Annotated in this window: 24 protein-coding genes; 9 read left to right on the forward strand and 15 right to left on the reverse strand. The window is 70.7% G+C overall.

The features are described 5' to 3' along the window. Positions 1-76 precede the first annotated feature (76 nt). A complete protein-coding gene (locus tag H4696_RS28085) occupies positions 77-1,054 on the reverse strand; it encodes an alpha/beta fold hydrolase (RefSeq protein WP_086863844.1) in 978 nt (325 codons plus the stop codon). Between the two features lie 113 nt (positions 1,055-1,167). Here H4696_RS28085 and H4696_RS28090 point away from each other — a divergent pair, with 113 nt between their 5' ends. Then, complete coding sequence (locus H4696_RS28090; RefSeq protein ID WP_086863845.1) at positions 1,168-1,794, forward strand: TetR/AcrR family transcriptional regulator; 627 nt, start codon at positions 1,168-1,170, stop codon at positions 1,792-1,794. A 61-nt stretch (positions 1,795-1,855) separates the two neighbouring features. On the opposite strand, the gene H4696_RS28095 is transcribed toward H4696_RS28090, so the two are convergent. Both H4696_RS28095 and H4696_RS28100 read right to left on the reverse strand, forming a co-directional pair. After that, positions 1,856-2,767, reverse strand: a complete 912-nt coding sequence (locus H4696_RS28095; protein ID WP_192782576.1) for an alpha/beta fold hydrolase — start codon at positions 2,765-2,767, stop codon at positions 1,856-1,858. Further along, positions 2,764-3,672, reverse strand: coding sequence for an AurF N-oxygenase family protein (locus H4696_RS28100; protein WP_169735144.1), 909 nt, complete (start codon positions 3,670-3,672; stop codon positions 2,764-2,766). The genes H4696_RS28095 and H4696_RS28100 overlap by 4 nt, the downstream gene beginning before the upstream one ends. A 55-nt stretch (positions 3,673-3,727) precedes the next feature. Here H4696_RS28100 and H4696_RS28105 point away from each other — a divergent pair, with 55 nt between their 5' ends. Both H4696_RS28105 and H4696_RS28110 read left to right on the forward strand, forming a co-directional pair. After that, positions 3,728-4,498, forward strand: coding sequence for a TetR/AcrR family transcriptional regulator (locus tag H4696_RS28105; protein WP_086863972.1), 771 nt, complete (start codon positions 3,728-3,730; stop codon positions 4,496-4,498). Beyond that, complete coding sequence (locus H4696_RS28110; protein ID WP_086863971.1) at positions 4,495-4,812, forward strand: DUF4873 domain-containing protein; 318 nt, start codon at positions 4,495-4,497, stop codon at positions 4,810-4,812. The genes H4696_RS28105 and H4696_RS28110 overlap by 4 nt, the downstream gene beginning before the upstream one ends. A gap of 62 nt (positions 4,813-4,874) precedes the next feature. Here the strand turns inward: H4696_RS28110 and H4696_RS28115 are convergent, their stop codons facing one another. The 3 genes from H4696_RS28115 to H4696_RS28125 form a co-directional block, all read right to left on the reverse strand. Beyond that, positions 4,875-5,324 (reverse strand): pyridoxamine 5'-phosphate oxidase family protein, encoded by a 450-nt coding sequence (locus H4696_RS28115; RefSeq protein ID WP_169735143.1) that lies wholly within the window; start codon positions 5,322-5,324, stop codon positions 4,875-4,877. Between the two features lie 118 nt (positions 5,325-5,442). Beyond that, positions 5,443-5,673, reverse strand: a complete 231-nt coding sequence (locus tag H4696_RS28120; RefSeq protein ID WP_086863970.1) for a DUF3107 domain-containing protein — start codon at positions 5,671-5,673, stop codon at positions 5,443-5,445. Positions 5,674-5,792: 119 nt separating this feature from the next. Beyond that, positions 5,793-6,446 carry a ferritin-like fold-containing protein gene (locus H4696_RS28125; protein ID WP_086863969.1) on the reverse strand — a complete coding sequence of 218 codons (654 nt, stop codon included), beginning with the start codon at positions 6,444-6,446 and terminating at the stop codon, positions 5,793-5,795. 556 nt (positions 6,447-7,002) lie between these two features. Here H4696_RS28125 and H4696_RS28130 point away from each other — a divergent pair. Next, complete coding sequence (locus tag H4696_RS28130; RefSeq protein WP_264086330.1) at positions 7,003-8,466, forward strand: DEAD/DEAH box helicase; 1,464 nt, start codon at positions 7,003-7,005, stop codon at positions 8,464-8,466. A gap of 25 nt (positions 8,467-8,491) precedes the next feature. After that, positions 8,492-9,835 (forward strand): Rv3212 family protein, encoded by a 1,344-nt coding sequence (locus H4696_RS28135; RefSeq protein ID WP_192782577.1) that lies wholly within the window; start codon positions 8,492-8,494, stop codon positions 9,833-9,835. Here H4696_RS28135 and H4696_RS28140 read toward each other — a convergent pair. From H4696_RS28140 to H4696_RS28170, 7 genes are all read right to left on the reverse strand, one after another. Next, positions 9,828-10,247: a hypothetical protein gene (locus H4696_RS28140; protein WP_225955824.1), complete on the reverse strand. Its 420-nt coding sequence runs from the start codon at positions 10,245-10,247 to the stop codon at positions 9,828-9,830. The genes H4696_RS28135 and H4696_RS28140 overlap by 8 nt on opposite strands. Before the next feature lie 124 nt (positions 10,248-10,371). After that, entirely contained in the window at positions 10,372-11,223 is an 852-nt protein-coding gene (locus tag H4696_RS28145; RefSeq protein ID WP_169735248.1) for a RecB family exonuclease, read from the reverse strand. 114 nt (positions 11,224-11,337) lie between these two features. Further along, positions 11,338-13,800, reverse strand: a complete 2,463-nt coding sequence (locus H4696_RS28150; protein ID WP_086865702.1) for an alpha-L-rhamnosidase-related protein — start codon at positions 13,798-13,800, stop codon at positions 11,338-11,340. Positions 13,801-13,925: 125 nt separating this feature from the next. Beyond that, entirely contained in the window at positions 13,926-14,555 is a 630-nt protein-coding gene (locus tag H4696_RS28155; RefSeq protein WP_192782578.1) for a MarC family protein, read from the reverse strand. Position 14,556: 1 nt separating this feature from the next. Continuing rightward, entirely contained in the window at positions 14,557-15,420 is an 864-nt protein-coding gene (locus H4696_RS28160; protein WP_420831514.1) for a PHP domain-containing protein, read from the reverse strand. Between the two features lie 47 nt (positions 15,421-15,467). Continuing rightward, positions 15,468-16,028 (reverse strand): PH domain-containing protein, encoded by a 561-nt coding sequence (locus H4696_RS28165; RefSeq protein WP_086857198.1) that lies wholly within the window; start codon positions 16,026-16,028, stop codon positions 15,468-15,470. Positions 16,029-16,048: 20 nt separating this feature from the next. Further along, positions 16,049-16,213 (reverse strand): hypothetical protein, encoded by a 165-nt coding sequence (locus H4696_RS28170; RefSeq protein ID WP_163046845.1) that lies wholly within the window; start codon positions 16,211-16,213, stop codon positions 16,049-16,051. A 185-nt stretch (positions 16,214-16,398) separates the two neighbouring features. Here H4696_RS28170 and H4696_RS28175 point away from each other — a divergent pair, with 185 nt between their 5' ends. After that, positions 16,399-16,812: an NUDIX hydrolase gene (locus H4696_RS28175; RefSeq protein WP_086857200.1), complete on the forward strand. Its 414-nt coding sequence runs from the start codon at positions 16,399-16,401 to the stop codon at positions 16,810-16,812. A gap of 106 nt (positions 16,813-16,918) precedes the next feature. On the opposite strand, the gene H4696_RS28180 is transcribed toward H4696_RS28175, so the two are convergent. Next, complete coding sequence (locus tag H4696_RS28180) at positions 16,919-18,013, reverse strand: DUF2332 domain-containing protein (RefSeq protein WP_086857201.1); 1,095 nt, start codon at positions 18,011-18,013, stop codon at positions 16,919-16,921. 7 nt (positions 18,014-18,020) lie between these two features. Beyond that, positions 18,021-18,524: a MaoC family dehydratase gene (locus H4696_RS28185; protein ID WP_013223004.1), complete on the reverse strand. Its 504-nt coding sequence runs from the start codon at positions 18,522-18,524 to the stop codon at positions 18,021-18,023. Between the two features lie 311 nt (positions 18,525-18,835). Here H4696_RS28185 and corA point away from each other — a divergent pair, with 311 nt between their 5' ends. From corA to H4696_RS28200, 3 genes are all read left to right on the forward strand, one after another. Continuing rightward, positions 18,836-19,918, forward strand: coding sequence for a magnesium/cobalt transporter CorA (corA, locus tag H4696_RS28190; protein WP_086857202.1), 1,083 nt, complete (start codon positions 18,836-18,838; stop codon positions 19,916-19,918). A gap of 183 nt (positions 19,919-20,101) precedes the next feature. Further along, positions 20,102-20,752, forward strand: coding sequence for a metallophosphoesterase family protein (locus H4696_RS28195; RefSeq protein ID WP_086857203.1), 651 nt, complete (start codon positions 20,102-20,104; stop codon positions 20,750-20,752). After that, the gene (locus tag H4696_RS28200; RefSeq protein WP_086857204.1) at positions 20,749-21,588 is read left to right on the forward strand and encodes a chromosome partitioning protein ParB; all 840 of its coding nucleotides are present in this window, start codon (positions 20,749-20,751) and stop codon (positions 21,586-21,588) included. The genes H4696_RS28195 and H4696_RS28200 overlap by 4 nt, the downstream gene beginning before the upstream one ends. Positions 21,589-21,649: the final 61 nt, after the last annotated feature.

The following is a 21,649-nucleotide window of genomic DNA, read 5'->3' on the forward strand; positions in this document are numbered from 1 at the left end:
CCAGGGTGCCACAGCGCCACCGAACCGTTATCGGCGACTGGCTGACCACGCAGGGGTTTGTTGTCACTCGATCGGACTACCAGGCACCGGCTTCGACGTGCTCCCACATGCCCAGGACGGCCTTGGCGACGACCACCGGACGTTCCATCTGGGCCACGTGCCCGGTCCGCGGCAGCACCAGCAACCGGGCCCGCGGGATCGCCCGCGCGGTCCGCACCGCCCGCTTCACCGAGATGACGCGGTCCTCCCGGCCCCAGACCACCAGTGTCGGCGCCGTCACCCGCGGCGCGACCGACCACAGCGACGCCTTCCCGAGCGTCGACCAGGCCCGGAAGATGGCGAACGTGCTGCGCGCCAGCGCGGGCGCCGCCCAGTCGAAGCCCGCGCGGGCGCCGTGCTCCTCGGTCAGCTCGTCGAGCCGGCTTTCGGGGAACCGCGACGGGTCCGCGAAGCACAGCTTGATGACCTGCGCGGCGCGTTCCCGCGGCCCGAGCGCGGCCAGCTGGGCCCGCACGCGCGCGCCGACCAGCGGCAGGTAGGCGAGCGCCATCCGCGGGTCCGACAGCCGCCGCGGGTCGGGGCGCCGGTCGGGCACCGCGGGCGAGATCAGCGTGAGCGTCTTGACCAGCTCCGGGCGCCGGGCGGCGACGAGCAGCGCGATCGCCCCGCCCATCGAGTTGCCGAACAGGTGCACCGGCGCGCCGACCGACTCGATGTGCCGCGCGACGACCTCGGCGTGCTCGTCCAGGGTGAAGTCGAAGCCGGCTTCGGGCTCGGAGTAGCCGAACCCGGGCAGGTCGGGCGCGGTGCCGCAGGCGACCGGCGCGAGCAGCGCGGCCAGGTCGGTCCAGTTCGTCGAGGAGCCGCCGAGCCCGTGCACGTAGACCGCGGGCACGCCGTCGGGGCCCGGCGTGCGGCGGATGTGGAGCCGCGCGGTGCCGACCTCTTCGAAGGCGGCCGGCCACGGCGGTTTGACCGGCTCGAGGGACGGCAATTCCCTGCTCGACAGGGGCACGTGGGTCAGCGGCGCCCGCGCGGTCACGACGGTGTTCACGGATCCAGGATGCCCGACCCGTGGCACGGCATACATACCGGCGAGTAATCTTCAGGTCGACTTCACGCGGTGGCGACCCCGCCCGTCGAAGAAGCGATGACGGGAGGACGAGCATGACGGAGATGACGCGGCTGCAGCAACGTGGGGTGCGCCTGCCCCGGACCGAACGGCGGGCGCAGCTCCTCGCCGCGGCGCAGCGGGTCTTCGCCGAGAACGGCTACCACGCCGCCGCGATGGACGAGATCGCCGAAGTGGCCGGTGTCAGCAAGCCGGTGCTCTACCAGCACTTCCCCGGCAAGCTCGACCTGTACATCGCGCTGCTGGAGAGCCACGTCGACGAGCTGGTGAAGCGCGTGCAGACGGCGCTGGACTCGACGACGGAGAACCGCCAGCGCGTCCCGGCGACGGTCGGCGCGTTCTTCGACTTCGTCAGCGAGGACGCGGGCGCGTTCCGGATGGTGTTCGAGTCCGACCTGCGCGGCGAGCCGGCGGTCCAGGAAGCGGTCGACCGCGCGACGTCGGCGAGCGTGGACGCGATCACCGAGACGATCACGGCGGACGCGGGCCTCGACGAGGACAAGGCGCGCCTGCTGGCCGTGGGGCTGGTCGGGATGAGCCAGGTCAGCGCCCGGTTCTGGCTGCAGCACCACCAGTCGATGAGCCAGGAGGAAGCGGTGGCCCTGACGGCCAACCTCGCCTGGCGCGGCATCGGCGGCGGCTTCCCCCTCAAGGACGCCTGACCCGGTGTCTTGAATGACTCATTCAGGACCTCCGAAGACCTGAATGAGTCATTCAAGACGTTCAGCGGGAGGCGGCCGTGCGGACCAGGACGGAGATGCGGCGGGCGACTTCGTAGGGGCGTTCCTGCGGGAGCATGTGGCCGGCGCCGGGGAACCGGACGAACTCCGCGTGCGGCAGCTCGTCCGCGATCACCTTCGCGTGGGCCAGCGGGCACAGCCGGTCCTTCTCCCCCGCCAGCACCACCGACGGGACGTCGCACAGCGCGCCCAGCCCGCCCACGCCGCGGTGGGACGCGATCGCGTCCAGGAACAGCCCCGCACTCGCCGGGTGCGCCGCCAGCAGCTGCTCGACGACGCTGTCCACCTGCGCACGCCCCGGGCGCACCCCGAACACCAGCCGCCGGGCGCCCGAGCGGACCATCCCCGGCCGCAGCCGCAGCGTGTCCGACCGCAGGCCCGCCAGCAGCTTCGCCAGCCGCGGCTCGAAGCGCGTCACGCTCCGCCCGGCCAGGCCGGGGAACCCCAGCGTCAGCTTGTCCATGTCCCCCGACGACGTCGCCACGAACGCCGCGCCCGCCAAGCGCTCCCGGACGAGGGCAGGGTGCCGTTCGGCGAGCACCATCAGCGTCATGCCGCCCATGGAGTGCCCGGCCAGCACCACCGGCCCTTCGGGCACGCGGTCGGCGATCAGCTCGGCGAGGTCGTCGGCCAGCCGGGCGATCGTCGCCGAGCCGGGCCGCGCGTGCGCCGAACCGCCGTGGCCGCGCAGGTCGTAGCGCAGCACGCGCACGCCGGGGTCCAGGTGCGGCAGCACGAAGTCCCACGTCCGGTGGTCCTGCGTCCAGCCGTGCACCAGCACCAGCGTGACCGGCGAGCCGGCCGGGCCCGATTCCGCGACGTGCAGCGCGGCGCCGTCGCTCGCGACGAACCGGTGCCCGAGCGAGGGGTCGCGCAGCCGCGACGCGGTGGTCACCGGCCCGCCGGGAGCAGGAACGACTTGCGCCAGAAGTACTTCCCGGGCAGTCCGACGAGACCGGACTCCTCGAGGAACGGCATGATCTTCTCCCCGGCCCACGCGATCGTCCCTTGCCAGTGCGGGTTGTTCAGCGCCGCTTCGACGCCGTCACGCGGCCGGATGCCGACCGCCTTGTAGACGTTCGGGTTGATGAACGCCCGCGTCACGAAGTACGAGATGACCGCGATGATGAACTGCTGGTAGGCGATCTCGGCCTTCGACAGCTTCGCCATGCCGCGCGTGACCTCTTCGCGGGCGAAGGTGACGTGCCGGGCCTCTTCGAGGACGTGGATCCGGTTGACCATCCGGACCAGCGGCTGCACGCCTTCGTCATTCATCTGCTCGCGCTGCAGCCGGTCGAGGACCTCCTCGGCGACCAGGATCGCGCCGTAGCGCGCCGGGCCGTAGGAGATGGTCGGCATCAGCTTCGCGAGGCGCCGCAGCCACGGCACCGGGCCGTAGGCGGGGCAGCCGATCCGCGACGCCATCCGCGCGAACATCGTCGAGTGCCGGCATTCGTCGGCGATCTCGGTGAGCGCGAACTGGGCGTGCGAGGACGTCGGGTCCTGTTCGTAGACCTCCTTGAGCAGCATCTGCATCAGGAGGATTTCGAACCACAGCCCGGTGGTCGCGACGCTGGCGACCTCGTGCTTGCCCAGCTCGATGCGCTGCTCGGGGGTCAGCTTGTCCCACAGCTCGGTGCCGTAGAGCGAGGAGCGCTCGTCCAGGATGAAGCGCTTGCCCTCGACCAGCGGCGCGGTCCAGTCGATGTCGACGTCCGGGTCGTAGAACTTGTTCGCCGACGACTTCAGCAGGCGGTCCGCGGTCTTTTCGCGATCCGGTTCCTTCAGCGTCCGCGTCATTGCCGACACCCCTTCCGCAATGTGTAACTTGAGGTAACAGTTACCTGTGCGTAGCATGAGCCCCGTGATCGAACGTGTCAAGCGCTCCGGCAAGCAGTCCAGGTCCTCGTCGCGCGACGAGGAGGCGACCGGCGACGCCCGGCGCGACCGCTGGCGCAAGCACCGGATCGCGCGGCGCAAGGAGTTCGTCGAAGCGGCGCTGCGTGCGCTCGACAAGCACGGCCCCGACCTCGGCATGGAGGACGTCGCCGCGGAGGCCGGTGTCACGAAACCGGTGCTGTACCGGCACTTCGACGACAAGGCCGACCTCTACGTCGCCCTCGGCCAGCGCGGCACGGAGATCCTGTTCGAGCGGCTGATCCCGGCGATCAACGCGGAGCTGGCGCCGGTGCCGCGGATCCGGATGGCGCTCGACGCGTTCTTCACCGTGATCGAGGAGCACCCGAACCTCTACCGGCTGCTCGCGCACGGGCGGCCGGAGAAGCCGGTGTCCTCGGACGTCGTGGCCGAGGACAAGGAGCTGATCGCGTCGGCGCTGACCGCGCTGCTCGGCGACTACATGAGGATGTTCAACATGGACTCCGGCGCGGCCGAGCCGTGGGCGCACGGCATCGTCGGCATGGTCCAGAACACCGGCGAGTGGTGGCTGGACCGCCGCTCGATGGGCCGCGACTCGGTCGTGGAGTACCTGACGCAGATCATCTGGGCGGCGATCGACGGCCTGACCCGCCAGAACGGCGTGGTCATCGACCCGAACCAGCCCCTGGAAGCCAACAAGGTGGTCCAGCTGGGCCGCGCTTCGGAGTCGGTGGAGGAAACGTCATGAGCGAGCACGACGAAGACGGCTACAGCGGTTCGGCCACGCTGGTGGTCGACGGGGTCTCGGTGACGGCGACGGTGGAGCTGCGCGGCTACTTCCAGCCGATCGACGGCTATTACCGCTGGTACGGCCGGGTGGCGGTGAACGAGGAGCTGACGAAGCTGGCGGGCGGCAAGAAGAAGCCGGTGACGATCCAGGCCGGCGGCCACACCGCGGAGGGCGAGCTTTCCGACCCGGACCCGTGGGGCCGCTACCGGATCATGGGGACGAGCACCCCGCCCTTCCACGTGCCGACGTCCCTGGAAGAACTCAACGCCTGAAAGCCGTGAAGGCCTCCTTACCGGCGTTTTCGACCGGTAAGGAGGCCTTCACGGACTTCGGGTCAGGGCAGGCGCGGGCCGGGCAGCTCGACGCCGGGGAGCAGGCCGTTGGCGATGTCCGTGGCGCGCCACTTCTGCACGGTCAGCTTGACGGCCGTGACCGGCGCGTCGAGGAACGGCGCCGCCTCCGGGACCTTGGCGACGAGCAGCTCGCGCACCCGCGCGTCCCCCTCGGCGCCGACGACCTCGGCGAGCGCCTGGGCCTGCAGGAACGGCTGCATCGGCGAGCCCGTCGAGACCACCACCGAGACCACCGGGTTCTCCCGGATCGCGGCCAGCGTCCGGCCCCGGTCCTCGAGCACGAGGTTCAGCGTGAACTCGCCGCTTTCGGCGAAGTACACCCCGCCGACCCACGGCCCGGTGCTACCCGAAGTGGCGAGGAACAACGACTTGTGCGCGGAGAGCGTGCTCCGCACGAGGTCCGCGACGGCGGACTGCTCGAGAGTGGTCACCGGCCGAAGCTAGGCGGCGGAAAAGCGACACTCCAAACAAAACGCCACAATCCGGTGAACCCCGGGCATGCGAAAGGCCACCCCGGGAACGTCCCGGAGTGGCCTTGGCCGCGCTGAGTCAGTCGCCGACGCCGAAGCCGACCTTCCGGACGTCGGACGGGGCGATCTCGACGTACGCGATCCGGTCGGAGGGGACGATGTACTTGCGCCCCTTCTCGTCGCTGAGGCGGAAGAGCCCGTCACCGGCCGTCAGGGCCTCGGCGACCAGCTTCTCCACCTCTTCGGGAGACTGGCCACTGGACACCACCAGCTCGCGCGGTGTGTCCTTGATGCCGATCTTGACCTCCACGTGGGACCTCCGCTGGAAATTCGTAAGGGATGTGCTCGGCAAGGCTAACCGAACGGGCTCGTTCCGGTGGCGCATGACCGCGCCTGACCGCGTCGTCAATTCCGGGTACTCCATCGGGGTCAGCCCAGGCCGAGCGCCTGCATGCGCTTCGTGTGCCCCTGTTGCAACCGCCGGAACAGCGCCGCAATTCCGGAGAGGTCGCCGGAGCCGCCGATGATGAGCTCGGCCAGGCCGTCGCGTTCGGCGACGACGTACTGGGCCTGGGTCAGTGCCTCGCCGAGCAGGCGGCGGCCCCACAGGGCGAGTTTGTCGCGGGTCTTGGGATCGGCTTCGATCCCGGCGGCCACTTCGCGTTCGGCGAACGCGGAGTGGCCGGTGTCGGCGAGGACCGTGAGCACGAGGTCCTTGGTCTCCGGGTCGAGCCAGCTGGCGATCTCCCGGTAGAGATCCGCGGCCAGCCCGTCGCCGACGTAGGCCTTGACCAGCGATTCCAGCCACGACTTCGGCGGCGTCGAGGCGTGCCAGGCGTCGACCTGGGCCACGAACGGCGCCATCGCGTCCTCGATCTTGACGTCCTGCGCGGCCAGGTGCTGGGCGAGCAGCCCGTAGTGACCGATCTCGGCGGCCGCCATGGTCGCCAGCGCGGCGCGGCCGGCCAGGGTCGGGGCGCTGCGCGCGTCCTCGGCCAGCCGGTCGAAGGCGGACAGTTCGAGGTAGGCGATCACACCCAGCAGGTCGACAACGCCTTCGCTGATCTCTTTCGGGTCGGTCACGGCGGCCAGGGTATCGCCGAAGCACCCGGGCGTGCCGCGACGAGACCGATCCCACTGGTTCCGGCGCGGCGGGTACTGTCGAAAAACTGCTGACCAGGTACACTGCCTTTGATAAAGAAGCTTCCGTACGCCATACCGGCGTCGGGAAACAGGCAGGTCACGTTGGCTTGCCGACGTACTGCAATGTGCGTGCACGCCTCTTCCGGCATTCCCGGGACGGACCGGTTCCGCGCTCCAGATCAGCGCCAGGGACCAGCGTTTACTCCCGGTCGAGTGTCGAGCGGACCCACGGCTGTGCGCGCTGGTCACGAGAGAGGCGATCACCCTGACCGCAGAAATTCCCACAACCGAACAGCCCCCCGCCGTCGCGCTGGAGCACAGCGAGACCGGCCCGGCCGCGCTCGACACCTCGCACCCGCTGCAGGCGGGCGTCGAGGTCGAGCCCGAGGCCCCGACCTTCGCGTCCTTCGGCGTCAAGCCGGAGATCGTCAAGGCACTCGGCGAGGCCGGCATCGAGCGCACCTTCGCGATCCAGGCGCTCACGCTCCCGCTGGCGATGGCCGGCGACGACCTCATCGGCCAGGCCCGCACCGGCATGGGCAAGACGCTGGGCTTCGGCGTCCCGCTGCTGCACCGCGTGCAGGTGCCCGGCGACGGCACCCCGCAGGTGCTCGTCGTGGTCCCGACCCGCGAGCTGTGCATCCAGGTCGCCAACGACCTCAAGGGCGCCGGCAAGCACCTCGGCATCCGCACCCTGGCCATCTACGGCGGCCGCCCGTACGAGCCGCAGATCGAGGCGCTCCGCAAGGGCGTCGACGTCGTGATCGGCACCCCGGGCCGGCTCCTCGACCTGGCCGAGCAGCAGCACCTGGTGCTGGGCAAGGTCCGCGGGCTCGTGCTGGACGAGGCCGACGAGATGCTCGACCTGGGCTTCCTGCCCGACATCGAGCGCATCCTGCGGATGGTGCCGGACGAGCGGCAGACCATGCTGTTCTCGGCCACCATGCCCGGCCCGATCATCACGCTGGCCCGCACGTTCCTGCGCCAGCCGACGCACATCCGCGCCGAAGAGAACGACGCGAGCGCGATCCACGAGCGCACGACCCAGTTCGTCTACCGGGCGCACTCGATGGACAAGCCCGAGGTCATCGCCCGCGTGCTGCAGGCCGAAGGCCGCGGCCTCACGATGATCTTCAGCCGCACCAAGCGCACCGCGCAGAAGGTGGCCGACGACCTGGTCGAGCGCGGCTTCGCGGCCGCCGCCGTGCACGGCGACCTGGGCCAGGGCGCCCGCGAGCAGGCGCTGCGCGCGTTCCGCTCGGGCAAGGTGGACGTGCTGGTCGCGACCGACGTCGCCGCCCGCGGCATCGACATCGACGACGTCACCCACGTGATCAACTACCAGTGCCCGGACGACGAGAAGACCTACGTCCACCGCATCGGCCGCACCGGCCGCGCGGGCCGCACCGGTGTCGCCGTCACGCTGGTCGACTGGGACGAAGAGCCGCGCTGGAAGCTGATCTCGGACACCCTCGGGCTGGACAAGCCGGAGCCGGTGGAGACGTACTCGTCGTCGAAGCACCTGTACGAGGACCTGGGCATCCCGGCGGGCACGACCGGCCGGCTGCCGCTGGCCAACCGCACCCGCGCGGGCTTGGCCGCCGAGGAAGAAGAAGACCTGGGCGGCAAGAAGCGCGGCCGCGGCCGTGGCAAGCCCGGCGAGTCCTCCGAAGAGGCGCCGCGCAAGCGCACCCGCGCCCCGCGCAAGCGCACCCGTGGTGGCTCGCGGGCGGCCGAGGCGGTCGAAGCCGCCGACAACGCCGCTGCCGCTTCGACGGACGAGGCTCCCGCTTCCGAAGGCCGCACCCGGTCGCGCCGCCGCACCCGCAGCGGCAACGCCCCGGAAGCGACCGGCCCGGCCGTCGAGAAGGAAGCCGGCGAGAACGCCGAGCGCCCGGCTCGCCGACGCCGCCGTCGCCGCCCGGCCGCCACGTCTGATACACCTGCGTCGGCAGACTGAGGCCTACGCAGCGGGGGTCGGGTAAGTGAGCGAAGACGAGAAGGCGCCCGAAAGCGCGCCCGAACCGGTCGAGCCCGCCGAAGAACCGGCCCCCGAGTACGGCTCCGAAGACGTCCTCGAGGACGTCGAACCCACCCCGCCCGCCCCGCGGGTCAAGGCGCGCCGGTCGCCCTGGAACCGCGGACGGGACCGGGTGCTGGCCGCGGTGATCGCGGTGGTGGTGCTGGCGGTCGCGCTGGTCATCGGTGCGACCAGCGACAGCGCGGCCACCGACCACACCCAGGCGGCGCCGCCCCCGCCGTTGCCCGCGGCGCCGGACAAGGTGCCGGGCTCGCTGGCGGAACTGTGGAGCGCCCGCAGCGGCGCGACCCCGGTGCCGGTGGTGGCCGGCGACACGGTGGCCACCGCGGACGGCGGCGAGGTCGCCGCCCGCGACCCGCTCACCGGCCAGATCCGCTGGCACTACGCGCGTGACCTGCAGCTTTGCACGATGAACGAGACGTGGGGGCGGCTGAACGCCGTCTACCACAAGGACGTCAACTGCAGCGAAGTGACGCAGCTGGACCCGGGCACGGGCCGCATCACCGCCCAGCGCAACGGCAACGCCGAGATGGGAACCCAGCTGGTCAGCGACGGTTCGCACGTGACGGCGACGGGCAAGAAGCTCCTCGACACCTGGCGCGACGACCTGGTGAAGAGCGCCGAGTACGGCGAGGTCCCGGCGCTGGTCAACGCGGGCAAGCAGCCCCGCACGGGCTGCACGTACGGCACGGTGGCGGCGGCGTCGGGCAAGGTCGGCGTGATCGAGCGCTGCCCCGGCGACCCGGCCGACCGCCTGACGGTCTACAAGGCCGCGCCGGAGAAGGACGACGAGCCCCAGGTCAGCTTCAGCTCGGTGCTGGCGGGCAAGCGCGCCCGCGTGGTCGCGATGTCGGGCGACCTGACGGCCGTGGTGCTGCCAGACCAGAAGCTCCTGGTGACCTACAACGGCGACGGCACCCAGCGCGCCGCGTACCCCTTGGACGTGCCGCCTTCGGACCTGGCCCAGGACCCGCCCGCGGGCGTCGAGGCGACGACCCAGACGGCGGCGAACGTGTACTGGTTCAGCGGCTCGAAGGTGCTGGCCCTCTCGCGCGACGACCTGTCGCCCCGCTGGACCCTGAGCAGCGCGATGGGCCCGGGAATCACGTTCGCGAACCAGCTGGTGATCCCGATCAAGGGCGGCCTGGCGGTGCTGAACGAGAACGACGGCTCGACGATCCGCACGGTCGGCGTGGACCGGCGTGGTTATTCGGGCGTCGTCCGCCTGGGCGCGGCCGGGCCGGTGCTGCTGGAGGAGCGCGGGGACACGCTGACCGCGCTCAAGTGAGCCAGAACAGCGTCAACGCGGAGACGGCGAAGAGCACGACGGCTATGCCCGCACCGACGGCGGCGGGCCCGTTGCGACGGTCGGCGACGCGCTGGGCGAGCAGGGCGAGAACCGCGACGACGGGGTGACCGATCAGGAGGGTCACGCCCGGGCCGGGGGCGCCGGTGTAGAGGCAGACGCCGGCGACGACGAGCACGCCGAGGGCGAGCACGGTCAGCCCGGCGGCCAGTGAGCCGGTGAAGCCCCGCCACCAGCGACCGGATTCTTTCGCCGGTGCTTCGGTTTCCGGCTCGATGCGCTCGGGCTCGACGCGGTCTTGCGGCACGGTGTGCACTTCGCCCTCGCCGACGGTCTCCGCCGCACCGGGCGCGGCACCAGCTTCAGCCTGACCCGGCCCTACCTGCTCGCGCACGCCCGGCTCCGGCGCCCCGGCCCCCTCCGGCTCCCGCTGTGGCGGTGCCGGCTCGGATGCGCCCGTCGGCAAGGGCCGCGTCGCCAACTCGTCGGTGTCCGGTGAAGCCAACATTCCCTCCCGTTCAGGGCGCGAGCAGGTCCCACGGCTGCGCCTGCGGGGCTACTTCCTGGCCTGCCGCGCAGCTCGGCCTGAAGTCGCACCACGCGCAACGCCGGTTCGGGCGGGCCGGGAACAGCACGTCCCCGTCTCCGCCCGCCTTCAGGGTATCCGTGGCGAGGCGGAGGTCCCCGGCGGTCTCACCGGCGCGTTGCAGGTGCCGCTTCAGACTTTCCGGGGTGTGCTCCGCCGCCGCGATCGTGCCGGTCGGGAGGTGGTGCAGCTCGACCGTCGTGCACGGCATCCGCAGCGTGCGCGCGGCCGCCACCGCGTACAGCGCCAGTGCCTGCGACGCCCGCGCTTCGTACTCGTCCGGTGGCCGCCGGCCCGTCTTGTAGTCGACGATGACCAGCGAGCCGTCACGCGCGTCGATGCGGTCCGCGCGGCCCTCGATGATCATCGACGGCCGCTCCCCCGGCTCCGGGTTGACCGGCGCCGACACCCAGCGCTCCAGCCCGGCCGGGTCGTGCGTGACGTCGTTGTCCTCGACGTACTCCGCCACCCAGCCCTTGGCCCGCGCCCGGTAGCGCGCCGCCTGCTCTTCGCTCTCGAAGCCCGCGTCCTTCCAGAACTCGGCCACCAGCGCCACGGCCCGCTGCGGCACCCGCTTGAGCGCCGGCAGGTCGAACAGCGCCCGCAACGCGTTGTGCACCACCGCGCCGAGCGTGCTGTGCGCCCACGGGCCGGTGCGCTGCGGCGTCGGCCGATCGAGGTACGCGAGGCGGTACCGGCGCGGGCAATCGTCGAAGGTCGCCAGCCGCGCCGGCGAGACCTTCGTGAGCCGCACCGGTTGCGCCACGCCGAAGTCGAACCCCATCTGCTCCTTCACGCCGCCCACGCTACGCACCACCACCGACACTTTCCGCGCGCAGGTCCGTGAAGGCCTCCTTACCGGTCGTAAAAGCCGGTAAGGAGGCCTTCACGGCTTTTCCTACCGCACCACCAGCACCGTGTGGGTGCCGCCGGAGACGGTCAGCGGGCCGGCCGCGCGCAGCGGGCGGCCGTCCAGCAGCACCACCCGGCCCGACGGCACCACCAGCGACCCCGACGTCCCGCGCGGCGCGGAAACCGTCAGGGAGAACACCGAACCCTGCTGCGACCACGAAGCCGACAACGCGCCCTTCGGCGTCGGCACCGCTCCCCGCGCCCAGGCCACCGAGCCGGGATGCGGCGAAACCGTCCACGTCGCGAAGCCCGGCGACGTCGGCGAAACGCCCAGCAGGTCGTTCGTCAACGCCGGCACGACGCCCGTCGACCAGCCGTGCGCCGCCGACGTGTAGCCCTGCTCGTAGTGCGAGCCGCCTTCGCCAATGCCTTCCCACGCCGTGATTCCCGGGTCGTGCGTGGCCATCCAGCCGTACATCCGCTTGATCTGGCCGATCGCCGAGTCCGCCTGCCCGCTCCGGAACCGCGCCTGCAGCTCCGGGAACGACGTGAACGCGTACACCCGCTTCGTGCCGTCGGAAACGAGGGTGTCGTTGTCCATGAACGGGTTCCCGTACGGCAGCGCCCCGGCCGCGAGCCGCGCCAGCGCCGAAGAAGCCTGCGCCGGCGACGCGATCCCGGCCACGATCGCGTGGCTGTTGCCGTCCTGGCCGTGCCGCACCGCGCCCGTCGCCGAGTCGAGGTACGCGCCCGCCGCCGGGTCCCACAGGTACTGGTTCACCGCCGCGGCGACGCCGGAAGCACGCGCGAGCCACCGGTCGGCGTCCGCGGGATGCCCGGTCGCCCGCGCCAGGCCCGCCGCGCCTTGCAGCGCCCGCACGTACAACGCGTTGTAGTACGTCACTTCGCCGGTCCGCGGCAGGAACGCGTAGTCGCCGTAGCCGCCTGTGCCGTTGAGCCCCTTCGCGAGCAACCCGCGCGAATCGGTGACCGACGGGTACCACGTGTCGAGTGTCTTCACGAGGTGCGAGTAGTACGAAGCCGCGTACGCGGTGTCGCCGCTGTAGAGCACGTAGTCCCAGCTCGACGTGACCCACCAGAGCGGGTAGTCGAACAGCGGCAACGTGTAGTTGTTGATCGACGCAGGCGGGATCCAGCCGTCCGCGCGCTGGTGGTCGGCCAGGTCGGCGAGGACGTTCTTCGCCGCCGTGCCGTCCTGGTGCGTCAGGTACTGGGTCAGCCCGGACACCGCGACGTCGCCGACGTACGGGTCCCGGTCGCGCTTCGCGCCGTCGTGCAGCACGAGCTTCCCGTCCAGTGACGGCGAAAACGCGCCGCGCGGGTCCACATCGGACTCGCGGAACGTGTCCATGCCCAGCTCGTTGGTGTACGAAGCCGCGTACCAGTAGCGGTTCAACGCGTCGTCGGACGACTCGAACCAGCCCCGGTAGGTGTCCGGCGTGCCGAGGAACGGCGTGAAGTCGAGCGAGACGCCACTGATCCGCACCTCACCGGAAGGCTGGGCGAGCGGCGCGTCGGACGCCAGCGCGTCGAGGCTGATCCGCAGGTAGCGGAAGCCGTGCAGGCCGTCCGCGCAGACCTGCGTCCCGCTCAAGCAGCTCTTCGTGTCCCGCCAGACCGTCGGCGACGCGGGCACGGCGTACTGGTCGCTCCCTGGCCCGCCGGAGAAGTCCGACCGCGTGAAGTCGGAGCGTTCCCCCAGGTACTGGAGGGTTTCCGAGAACGACAGCCGGACCCCGGGCCGGTTCGCCGACGCGCCCGCGAAGGCGATCTTCGGGTACCCGGCGACGACCTGGCCGAAGTCGACGACGGCCGTCGGCACCGGCGGGTCGGCGACCAGGCCGGGCCAGACCTCGGCGACGCGGCTGAACTCGCCGGACGGCGTGTTCTGGTCCTTCGTGACGGTGATCCGGACCTGCGTGGCCGTCGCCGGCCGGTCGAACGCGACCGCGCGCTGCACCGCCGTGTTGCCGGTCACCGAAGCCGCGACGCGCCACGCGCCGCCGTCCAGCACCTCGACCGTGAAGTCCTGCGGCACGCCGTCCACATTGGACAGCACGGTGACGCCGGCCAGCGTGGCCGGCGCGCCCGCGGTGATGGTCAGGACGTCCGGGTAGGCGCCGATCGTGTCGTCGTTCCAGAACGTGTCCGGGTTGCCGTCGACGGCGTTGCCCGGGTCGTACGTGCGCGGCTGGCCGTTCCCGCCGTTGTTCGGCGCGTGGAACGACGACGCGGTGGCCGTCGTCCCCGCGGGCCACGCCGGTTTCGGCGGCGGCGCCTGCCGCTTGAACGTCGCGACACCCCGGCCGAGCAGGCCGTCCGGGTTCGTGACGTCGCCGGTCGTCGACAGCACCCGCACCGGCCGGACGTCCCGGCTCGATGGTGCGACGACGTACTTCTGCCAGCCCGGCGCGGCGTCCGCAGGGGTGGCGGCTACGCCGCTCGCCACCAGCACCGCGACCGGCAGGACTGCTCTGAGCCACTTCATCGAGGCCTCCGCAAGGCGATTGAATCGTTTCAAGCGCTGAGCTGAGGTTCAGGCTGCGCGAGCGGTGCCAACGATGTCAACGAACGCGGGCGTTCCTGTCCGGCAGGACAACCCGAAAGGCGGGGTCAGCTGCCGCCGGCGATGAAGCCGCGCACGGAGTTCGCGACCAGCTCGACGGCGATGGCCGCGAGCAGCAGGCCGGCCACCTTGGCCAGCAGCGTGATGCCGCTTTCCTTGATCAGCCGGATGACGACGCCGGAGTAGCGCATGCAGATGTAGATCACGAAGTGCGTCATCACGATCGCCGCCGCCAGCGCGATGTACGCGCCGATGTGGCCGTCGGCCTGCCGGACGAACACGATGGTCGCGGCGATCGCGCCGGGCCCGGCCAGCAGCGGCGTGCCGAGCGGCACGAGCGCGACGTTGACGTCCTCCGCGGCGGCCTCCGGCTCGTGGCCGCTGCCGGTGAGCAGCTGCAGCGCGATCAGCAGGAGCAGCAGGCCACCCGCGCCCTGCAGCGCGGGGATACCGATGCCGAGGTAGGCGAGGATCGCCTGGCCGGCGACCGCGAACAGGCTGATGACCAGCAGCGAAACCAGGACCGCCTGCCGAGCGGCGCGCGCCCGCGTCGCGACCGGCTTGCGGCCGACCAGGCTGAGGAACACCGGCACGGTGCCCGGCGGGTCCATGATGACGACGAGGGTGATCGTCGCGCTCATGAAGAGCTTCGCGTCGAAGACGTCGGCGATCGCCATGTCAGCCCTTCACGACCTGGTACCCGGTCGCGCGCGCCACCAGCTCCTCCAGCTGGCCGGGGTCGGTGGTGCACGCCCCAAGCGGGATCGTCTTGTTCGTGCCGTGGTAGTCACTCGACCCGGTGACGAGCAGGCCGAGCTCGCCGGCGAGCTCACGGGTGCGGGCACGCGTCGGCTCGTCGTGGTTCGGGTGGTCGGCCTCGACGCCGGTGAGGCCGCGCGTGGCCAGGCCCGCGAGGGTGTCCTCACTGATGGTGGCGCCGCGGCTGAAGGCGAAGGGATGCGCGATGACCGTGACCCCGCCGGCCGCGGCGATCATGTCGATGGCCTCCTCGACCGGGGTGTCCCGGCGGGCGACGTAGTAGCCGCGGCGCGGGCTGAGGTAGTCGGCGAAGGCCTCGTCGACGGACTTGACCAGCCCGGCCCGGACCAGCGCCTGGGCCAGGTGCGGGCGCCCGGGCGGCGAGTCCTCCGGTAGCAGGCCGAAGATCTCGTCGGCGTCGATCGGCAGGCCGTCGGCGGCCATCCGCTCGGCCATCCGGCGCAGCCGCGTCCGGCGCTCGACGCGCAGCCGCGTCTGCTCGGTGACGACCGGCTCGGATGTCGGGTCGAAGAGGTAGGCGAGCAGGTGGACGCTGATCTGACGCCCGGTTTCGGGGTCGATCGACACCGTGGAGAGCTCGGCGCCGGGCACGAGCGTCAGCCCCGGCGGCACCGCCTCGGCGGCGGGCGCCCAGCCCGCGGTGGTGTCGTGATCGGTGATCGCGACGACGTCGAGCCCGGCTCTCGCGGCCGCGGCGACGAGCCCGGCCGGCGTGTCGGTGCCGTCGGAAGCGGTGGAATGGGCGTGCAGGTCGATGCGCATCGTGTCCATTGTCGACGATGCGCTACGTCACACGCTCGGCGGGACGGTTAGCCGACCGGCTTCTTGCCGCGCGCAGCCCGCTGAGCCTTGATCATCGAGAAGCGCTCGGCCTGCTTCTGCTTGTCGCCGAAGACCAGCTCGGAGATCGTGTCGTAGAACTCTTCGGGCCGCGGCAGGAAGTCGATCTTGTTGAGCGCCTGGATCTGCCCGGCCGACTCGACGACCATCGTGCCGTAACCCATCATGCGGCCGGTGGCGGTGCGCACGTAGCTGAGGTCGGTGACCTTGCTGATGGGCATCATCAGCACCTTGGTCGTGAACACCCCGGTGGTCATGACGAACCGCTTGTCGGTGACCACCAGCCGCTCGACCCACCACTCCATCACCACGTAGGCGAACCGCAGCACGACGAGCAGCGCGACGTACCAGAGGATGTTCTGGCCGATGTAGAGCGCCGGTGGCAGCAGGTAGGACACCAGCACGCAGATGGCCAGGAGCGAGGCCGCCTCGAAGGTGTCCCACAGCAGCACCGCCCAGTGGCGGCGGATCCGGATGACCCGCCGCTCGGTGTCGAGGAGGTACTCGTCGGGGTCGCGTGGCGCGAACATAGGTCGAGGGTAGCCCTCGATCAGCCCTTGAAGACGTTGCTGACGAAGGTGATCACCGATTCGGCCGAGTCACGGAGGAACTGGATGATGTTGCCGACGAGGCCAGCGGCCTGCCCCGGCTGGGCAATGACGAAGAACAGCACCAACGCGATACCGGCGAGGCCCGCAATCTTCTTCACGTTCACCGCGATCAAATCCCGTCTCTTACGGTGACACCGGACAACAGACTTTTTACGTTGTACCGCACTCAACTGGCGCACGGGAGGTAAGTCCCGCGCTTGGGTCAGCACGTGGTCCGAAGTGTACCGTACGGCTACTCTCCGTGTACAGGACATCCGTTTTCAGTTCGGTCACGTCTACCGTTGGGGACATGGACGCCCCCACCAGCACCACGATCCGCTGCGTCGGCGGCATCGCGTTCGACGACCACGGCCGTTTACTGCTCATCCGGCGCCGCAATGACCCCGGTTCGGGTCAATGGTCGCTGCCGGGTGGCCGAGTCGAACCGGGCGAAACGGACGAAAAGGCGGTCATCCGGGAGCTTCGGGAGGAGACGGGACTGGACGTGATTCCGGGCACAGTGATCGGGAGCGTCCGGCGGGGGCCGTACTTGATCTTCGATTACGCGTGCACGGTGACCGGTGGAGTGCTCACGGCGGGTGATGACGCGACGGATGCGCGTTGGTCCGAAGCGGCAGACCTTTCGGAGCTGGAGGCGCGCGGGGAGCTGGTGGATCTCCTGTACGTGACTTTGCGTGACTGGGACGCCTTGCCGCGGGCTTGAAGTCCGGTTTGTCCGGGCCGCGGGGGTCGTTGGGATGTCTTGAATGAGTCATTCAGGACATCCCAGGCCCTGAATGACTCATTCAAGACGCTCGGGGTGCCCGGGACTAGAGCGGCAGCCAGGTCATCCGCTGCCCGTGCGGAGCGGTCCGGGCCAAGGCGTGCGCCTCCGCCTTCCCGTCCTCCCACCGGACCACACCCAGCGTCGCCAGCCCATCCCCACCGGCGAGATCCGCACGGCCAGGCAGCACCAGCTCCAGCCCGGCCCCGTAGAACTCCTCCGAAACCCACCACAACGGCCGCGAAGCCGCCAGCGAAGCCAGCGCCGCAACGAACTCAGCCCGCCGCGAAGCCCCGAAGTAGGCCAGCGCGTGGCTGGTCACCACCACCAACGGCCCCTCCAGCGACTCAGCCGCCGCGGCGAAGTCCGAAACCCCGTCCCCCGCGATCAACCGGGGCCGGTGCTTCGCCTGCTCGGCCGCCGCCGTGCGCAGCAAGCGGATGCGGTCCGGCTGGTCGGCCCACACGCAGGCCTCGAGCCACGCCAGCTCGTCCTCGTCCGACAGGTCCACCGGGGCCCGGTCGAGCCCGGCCCGGTCCGTGATCGCGAGCTTCTTCGGCAGCTTCGGCGCCACCGCGCCCGGGGCCAGGTCCAGCGCGCAGTGCAAGCCGACCGCCGACTTGGCCGGGCCGGCCGTCAGCTGCTCGCCGCCGTCGCACTGGTAGCGGTAGCCGAAGCGGTCCAGGCCCAGCAGGAGACCCGCGCTGCAGCCGACCTCCAGCAGCGCCACCTTGCCGCCCGCCTCGCGCGCCGCCCGTGCCACGCCGGGGTACAGCAGCGCCGCCCGGCGGACTTCGTTCGTCTGGGTGTACCGCGACGAAATCAGCGCCCGCGCCTTCTCGGCCCGCTCCAGCAGGAACGACCGGAACAGCGGCCACGTCTCGGAGTCGACGCCGTCGAAGCCACCCAGCGACGGGTAGTAGCGGGACAGCGGGTGGATCGGGTCGGCCTGGACCAGGCGGTGCGCGGTCGCCATCAGCAGGGTCGCGCGCACCTCGCCGTCGCGGGCCACCGACAGCAGGCCCGCGACGTCGTCGTCCTCGGCCGCCTGCCGGGCCAGGTGCTCGTACAGCGGCGAGACCCCGCGGGCCTCGACTTCCGCGAACGTGCGCAGTACGTCCTTGATCGCGTCCAGGTCCATCAAAGCCTCATTCGTGCGGCACCGGCCGGCCCGGCTGCTCCCCGCCCCGAGTTTCCCCGTACGAGCGCTTCGGCACCATCACCTTCCGCCGGAAGGTGCACACGATCAGGCCGTCCTGCTTGTAACCGCGCGTCTCGACGTACACGACGCCGCGGTCGTCCTTCGACTTCGACGGCGTCTTGTCGAGCACCTCGGTCTCGCCGTAGATGGTGTCGCCGTGGAACGTCGGCTTGACGTGCTTGAGGGACTCGACCTCGAGGTTCGCGATGGCCTTGCCGGAGACGTCGGGCACGGACATGCCCAGCAGCAGCGAGTAGACGTAGTTCCCCACCACGACGTTCTTGCCGAAGTCGGTCGTCTCTTCGGCGTAGTGCGCGTCCAGGTGCAGCGGGTGGTGGTTCATGGTGATCAGGCAGAACAGGTGGTCGTCGTATTCGGTGACCGTTTTGCCCGGCCAGTGCTTGTAGACCGCACCGACCTCGAACTCCTCGTAGTACCGACCGAACTGCACTCGTCATCTCCTGTCCCGCGTAACACCGCGTGAGGCGGGTACGACACGCATCCGTAGTGAGGAGTACCCTCAACCATCGGTTCTCGCGCGTCAACGCGAGCCCCACCACTCTGCACCCGGCCCGAAGGAGGTGAGGAACCCGATGAGCAGTGGCGATAGTCCGCTCCCTAGTAGTCCCAGCGTTCCCACCTCACGGGTCGTCTCCAGGTAGGCCTTCTCACACCCCCCGGGAACGCTGGTGTCGCCGGGCGGACGCGGTCCGCCCCTGGTCAGTCGTCTCGCACGACCACGCACGACGCCCAGGAGATCCCATGCCTGCCATTCCCTCGCTCGGCGGCCTTCGCGGCCGCGGCAACAAGGGCGCTGTCCCCGTGCGGCCGGTCCCGGTGCCGCTGTCCGCGTACGTCGTCGACTGCGCGGTCTACGTCGCCGGCGAACGCCTGCCCGGCCGCTGGACCCACACCGAAGCCATCAAAGAGGTCCGGAAGCGGCACGAGGGGTTCGTCTGGATCGGGCTGCACGAGCCGGACGCCGAGCAGATCCAGGGCGTCGCCGACACGTTCGGGCTGCACGAGCTGGCGGTCGAGGACGCGCTCGAAGCGCATCAGCGGCCGAAGCTCGAGCGCTACGACGACACGCTGTTCCTCGTCGTGAAAACCGTCCGGTACGTCGAACACGAATCACCCACAACGGCGAACGAGATCGTCGAAACCGGCGAGCTCATGGTGTTCCTCGGCCGCGACTTCGTCATCACCGTGCGGCACGGGAACCACTCGGGACTGGCGCGGCTGCGCCGGGAGCTGGACGACGACCCCGAGCGCCTGCAGCTCGGCCCGGCCGCGGTCGTGCACGCGATCGCCGACCACGTCGTCGACCACTACCTCGACGTCACGGGCCGGATCGAGAACGACATCGACGTCATGGAGGCGCAGGTCTTCGCGCCCCGGTCGCAGATCAGCGCCGAGCAGATCTACCTGATGAAGCGGGAGGTCCTCGAGCTGCGGCGCGCGGTGATGCCGCTCGCGACGCCGGTGCAGCGCCTGGCCGAGGGCTACACGCGGCTGGTGCCGGACGAGGTCCGCTCCTACTTCCGCGACGTCGCCGACCACCTCACGACCGTGTCCGAACGGGTGGCGGCGTTCGACGAACTGCTGTCCACTCTGGTCGACGCGACGGTCGCGAAGATCTCCTTGCAGCAGAACACCGACATGCGCAAGATCACGTCGTGGGCGGCGATCATCACCGTGCCGACGATGATCGCGGGCATCTACGGGATGAACTTCGACTACCTGCCCGAGCTGCACTGGAAGTTCGGGTACCCGCTGGTGATCACCGTGATCCTCGGCATCTGCCTGTTGCTGTACCGAATATTCCGGAAGAACGGCTGGCTCTAGGTCCCCTTTCTTTCACCGGAATCAGTGCAGGAGAATTCGTGATGCCTCGGATGCTGTCCAACCTCAAGTTCTGGGCGCTCGCGCTCAGCGTGCTCTGGATCGTCGTCATCACTTTCGTCATCGTCGCCGACCCGGGGTTCGCGCACGGGATGAAGTGACGCCCGGAAGTCGTACCCTGGGTGCGTGCCGAAAGCGCTGGTGGTCTCCGACGAGGTCGACGAGCGGCTGTGGACCGACGCGGTCCGCGCCGTCTCCGTCGACCTGGTCATCGGCGCCGGCGACCTCCCCTACGACTACCTCGCGTTCCTGGCCGGCGCGCTCGACGTGCCGTGCGTGTTCGTGCCCGGCAACCACGACCCGGACCTGAGCGGCTACACCCGCTACGGCGGGCTGTCCATGAAGGACGGTTTCCCGACGGTCTGGCCCGGTCCGGCGGGCGGCGTCAACGCGGACGGCCGGGTCGTCGACGTCGCCGGCCTGCGGTTCGCCGGGCTGGGCGGCTCGATCCGCTACAACGACGGGCCGAACCAGTGGACGCAGCGCCAGCAGGCGCGCCGGGCCCGCGGCCTGGTGCGGCGCGCGAAGTGGCGGCGGCGCCGCGACGGCCGTGACGTCGACATCCTGCTGACGCACTCGCCGCCGCTGGACCTCGGCGACCGGCCGGACCCGCCGCACCGCGGGTTCGCGTGCCTGCACCGGACGATCGAGGCGCTGCGACCGAAGTGGCTGTTGCACGGGCACATCCACCCCCACGGCGAGCCGGTGCCGGACCGGGTCGTCGGCGGCACCCGGATCCGCAACGTGGTGGGCCACCGGATCATGGAGTTCGCATGAAAGAGACGGGATTCCCCCGCGCCGACGCGGAAAACGACTTCCTCCGCGCGCGCCGGGGCCAGGTGCTTTCCCGGCTTTCGACGTGGCTGCGCCGCGAGCCGGACGACGTCAACATCATGCTGCCGTTCCACGAAGTCGTGGAGGCGCTCGGCTACCTCGGCGAGCACCGGATCGGGCTGCGGGTGATCAAGCTGGACTCGATCGTCGGCACGGTCGACCGCAGCCGCGACTTCGACCGCCGCTTCCGCCCGACGTCGGCCCGCGTCCGCGAACGCTGGGAACGCCTGGCGCTGGCCGCGCGCCGCGGCGAGGAGATCCCGCCGATCGAGGTGTACCGCGTCGGCGAGCTGCACTTCATCATCGACGGCCACCACCGGGTTTCGGTCGCGATCGCGCAGGGACTGTCCACAATAGAGGCCGCGGTGACGGTGGTCCGGACCAAGCTGGACCCGAGCGGCATCCGCCACCGCGGCGACCTGATCGTCAAGGACTACCGGCGCCTGTTCCTCGAGCGGGTTCCGCTGACGGGCCACGCCCGGGCGTCGGTGATCGTGTCGGACCCGTGGGACTACGCGCGGCTGGGCGAGCACGTGGAGGCGTGGGGCTTCCGGCTGATGCAGGACGAAGGCAAGTTCTGCGACCGCGCGAGCGTGGCGCAGCGCTGGTTCGACGAAGAGTTCGGCCCGGTGGTGGCGATGCTGCGCCAGGCCGGCCTGATCGGCGACCGCACGGACGCCGAGGCGTACATGTGGGTGGCGGCGGAGCGCTACCGGCTGATCCGGACCCACCGCTGGGACGACGAGGTCATCGAGACGCTGCGGTCCCGGCGGCACTAGAAGCGCCCCAATGTGGCGTTGGTTGCGTCCAACGCACCCAATGTGGCGTTCGGTGCGTCTG

This window comes from Amycolatopsis lexingtonensis (assembly GCF_014873755.1).
GTDB classification, from domain to species: domain Bacteria; phylum Actinomycetota; class Actinomycetes; order Mycobacteriales; family Pseudonocardiaceae; genus Amycolatopsis; species Amycolatopsis lexingtonensis.

Excerpts from the sequence above, each read along its gene's own strand:
- corA (WP_086857202.1), top strand. The coding sequence starts at position 18,836 with ATGCCTGCCATTCCCTCGCTCGGCGGCCTTCGCGGCCGCGGCAACAAG.
- H4696_RS28160 (WP_420831514.1), bottom strand. The coding sequence starts at position 15,420 with ATGCGCATCGACCTGCACGCCCATTCCACCGCTTCCGACGGCACCGAC.
- H4696_RS28155 (WP_192782578.1), bottom strand. The coding sequence starts at position 14,555 with ATGGCGATCGCCGACGTCTTCGACGCGAAGCTCTTCATGAGCGCGACG.
- H4696_RS28200 (WP_086857204.1), top strand. The coding sequence starts at position 20,749 with ATGAAAGAGACGGGATTCCCCCGCGCCGACGCGGAAAACGACTTCCTC.
- H4696_RS28105 (WP_086863972.1), top strand. The coding sequence starts at position 3,728 with ATGAGCCCCGTGATCGAACGTGTCAAGCGCTCCGGCAAGCAGTCCAGG.
- H4696_RS28150 (WP_086865702.1), bottom strand. The coding sequence starts at position 13,800 with ATGAAGTGGCTCAGAGCAGTCCTGCCGGTCGCGGTGCTGGTGGCGAGC.
- H4696_RS28175 (WP_086857200.1), top strand. The coding sequence starts at position 16,399 with ATGGACGCCCCCACCAGCACCACGATCCGCTGCGTCGGCGGCATCGCG.
- H4696_RS28145 (WP_169735248.1), bottom strand. The coding sequence starts at position 11,223 with ATGGGGTTCGACTTCGGCGTGGCGCAACCGGTGCGGCTCACGAAGGTC.
- H4696_RS28130 (WP_264086330.1), top strand. The coding sequence starts at position 7,003 with ATGGCCGGCGACGACCTCATCGGCCAGGCCCGCACCGGCATGGGCAAG.
- H4696_RS28100 (WP_169735144.1), bottom strand. The coding sequence starts at position 3,672 with ATGACGCGGACGCTGAAGGAACCGGATCGCGAAAAGACCGCGGACCGC.
- H4696_RS28180 (WP_086857201.1), bottom strand. The coding sequence starts at position 18,013 with ATGGACCTGGACGCGATCAAGGACGTACTGCGCACGTTCGCGGAAGTC.
- H4696_RS28090 (WP_086863845.1), top strand. The coding sequence starts at position 1,168 with ATGACGGAGATGACGCGGCTGCAGCAACGTGGGGTGCGCCTGCCCCGG.
- H4696_RS28110 (WP_086863971.1), top strand. The coding sequence starts at position 4,495 with ATGAGCGAGCACGACGAAGACGGCTACAGCGGTTCGGCCACGCTGGTG.
- H4696_RS28165 (WP_086857198.1), bottom strand. The coding sequence starts at position 16,028 with ATGTTCGCGCCACGCGACCCCGACGAGTACCTCCTCGACACCGAGCGG.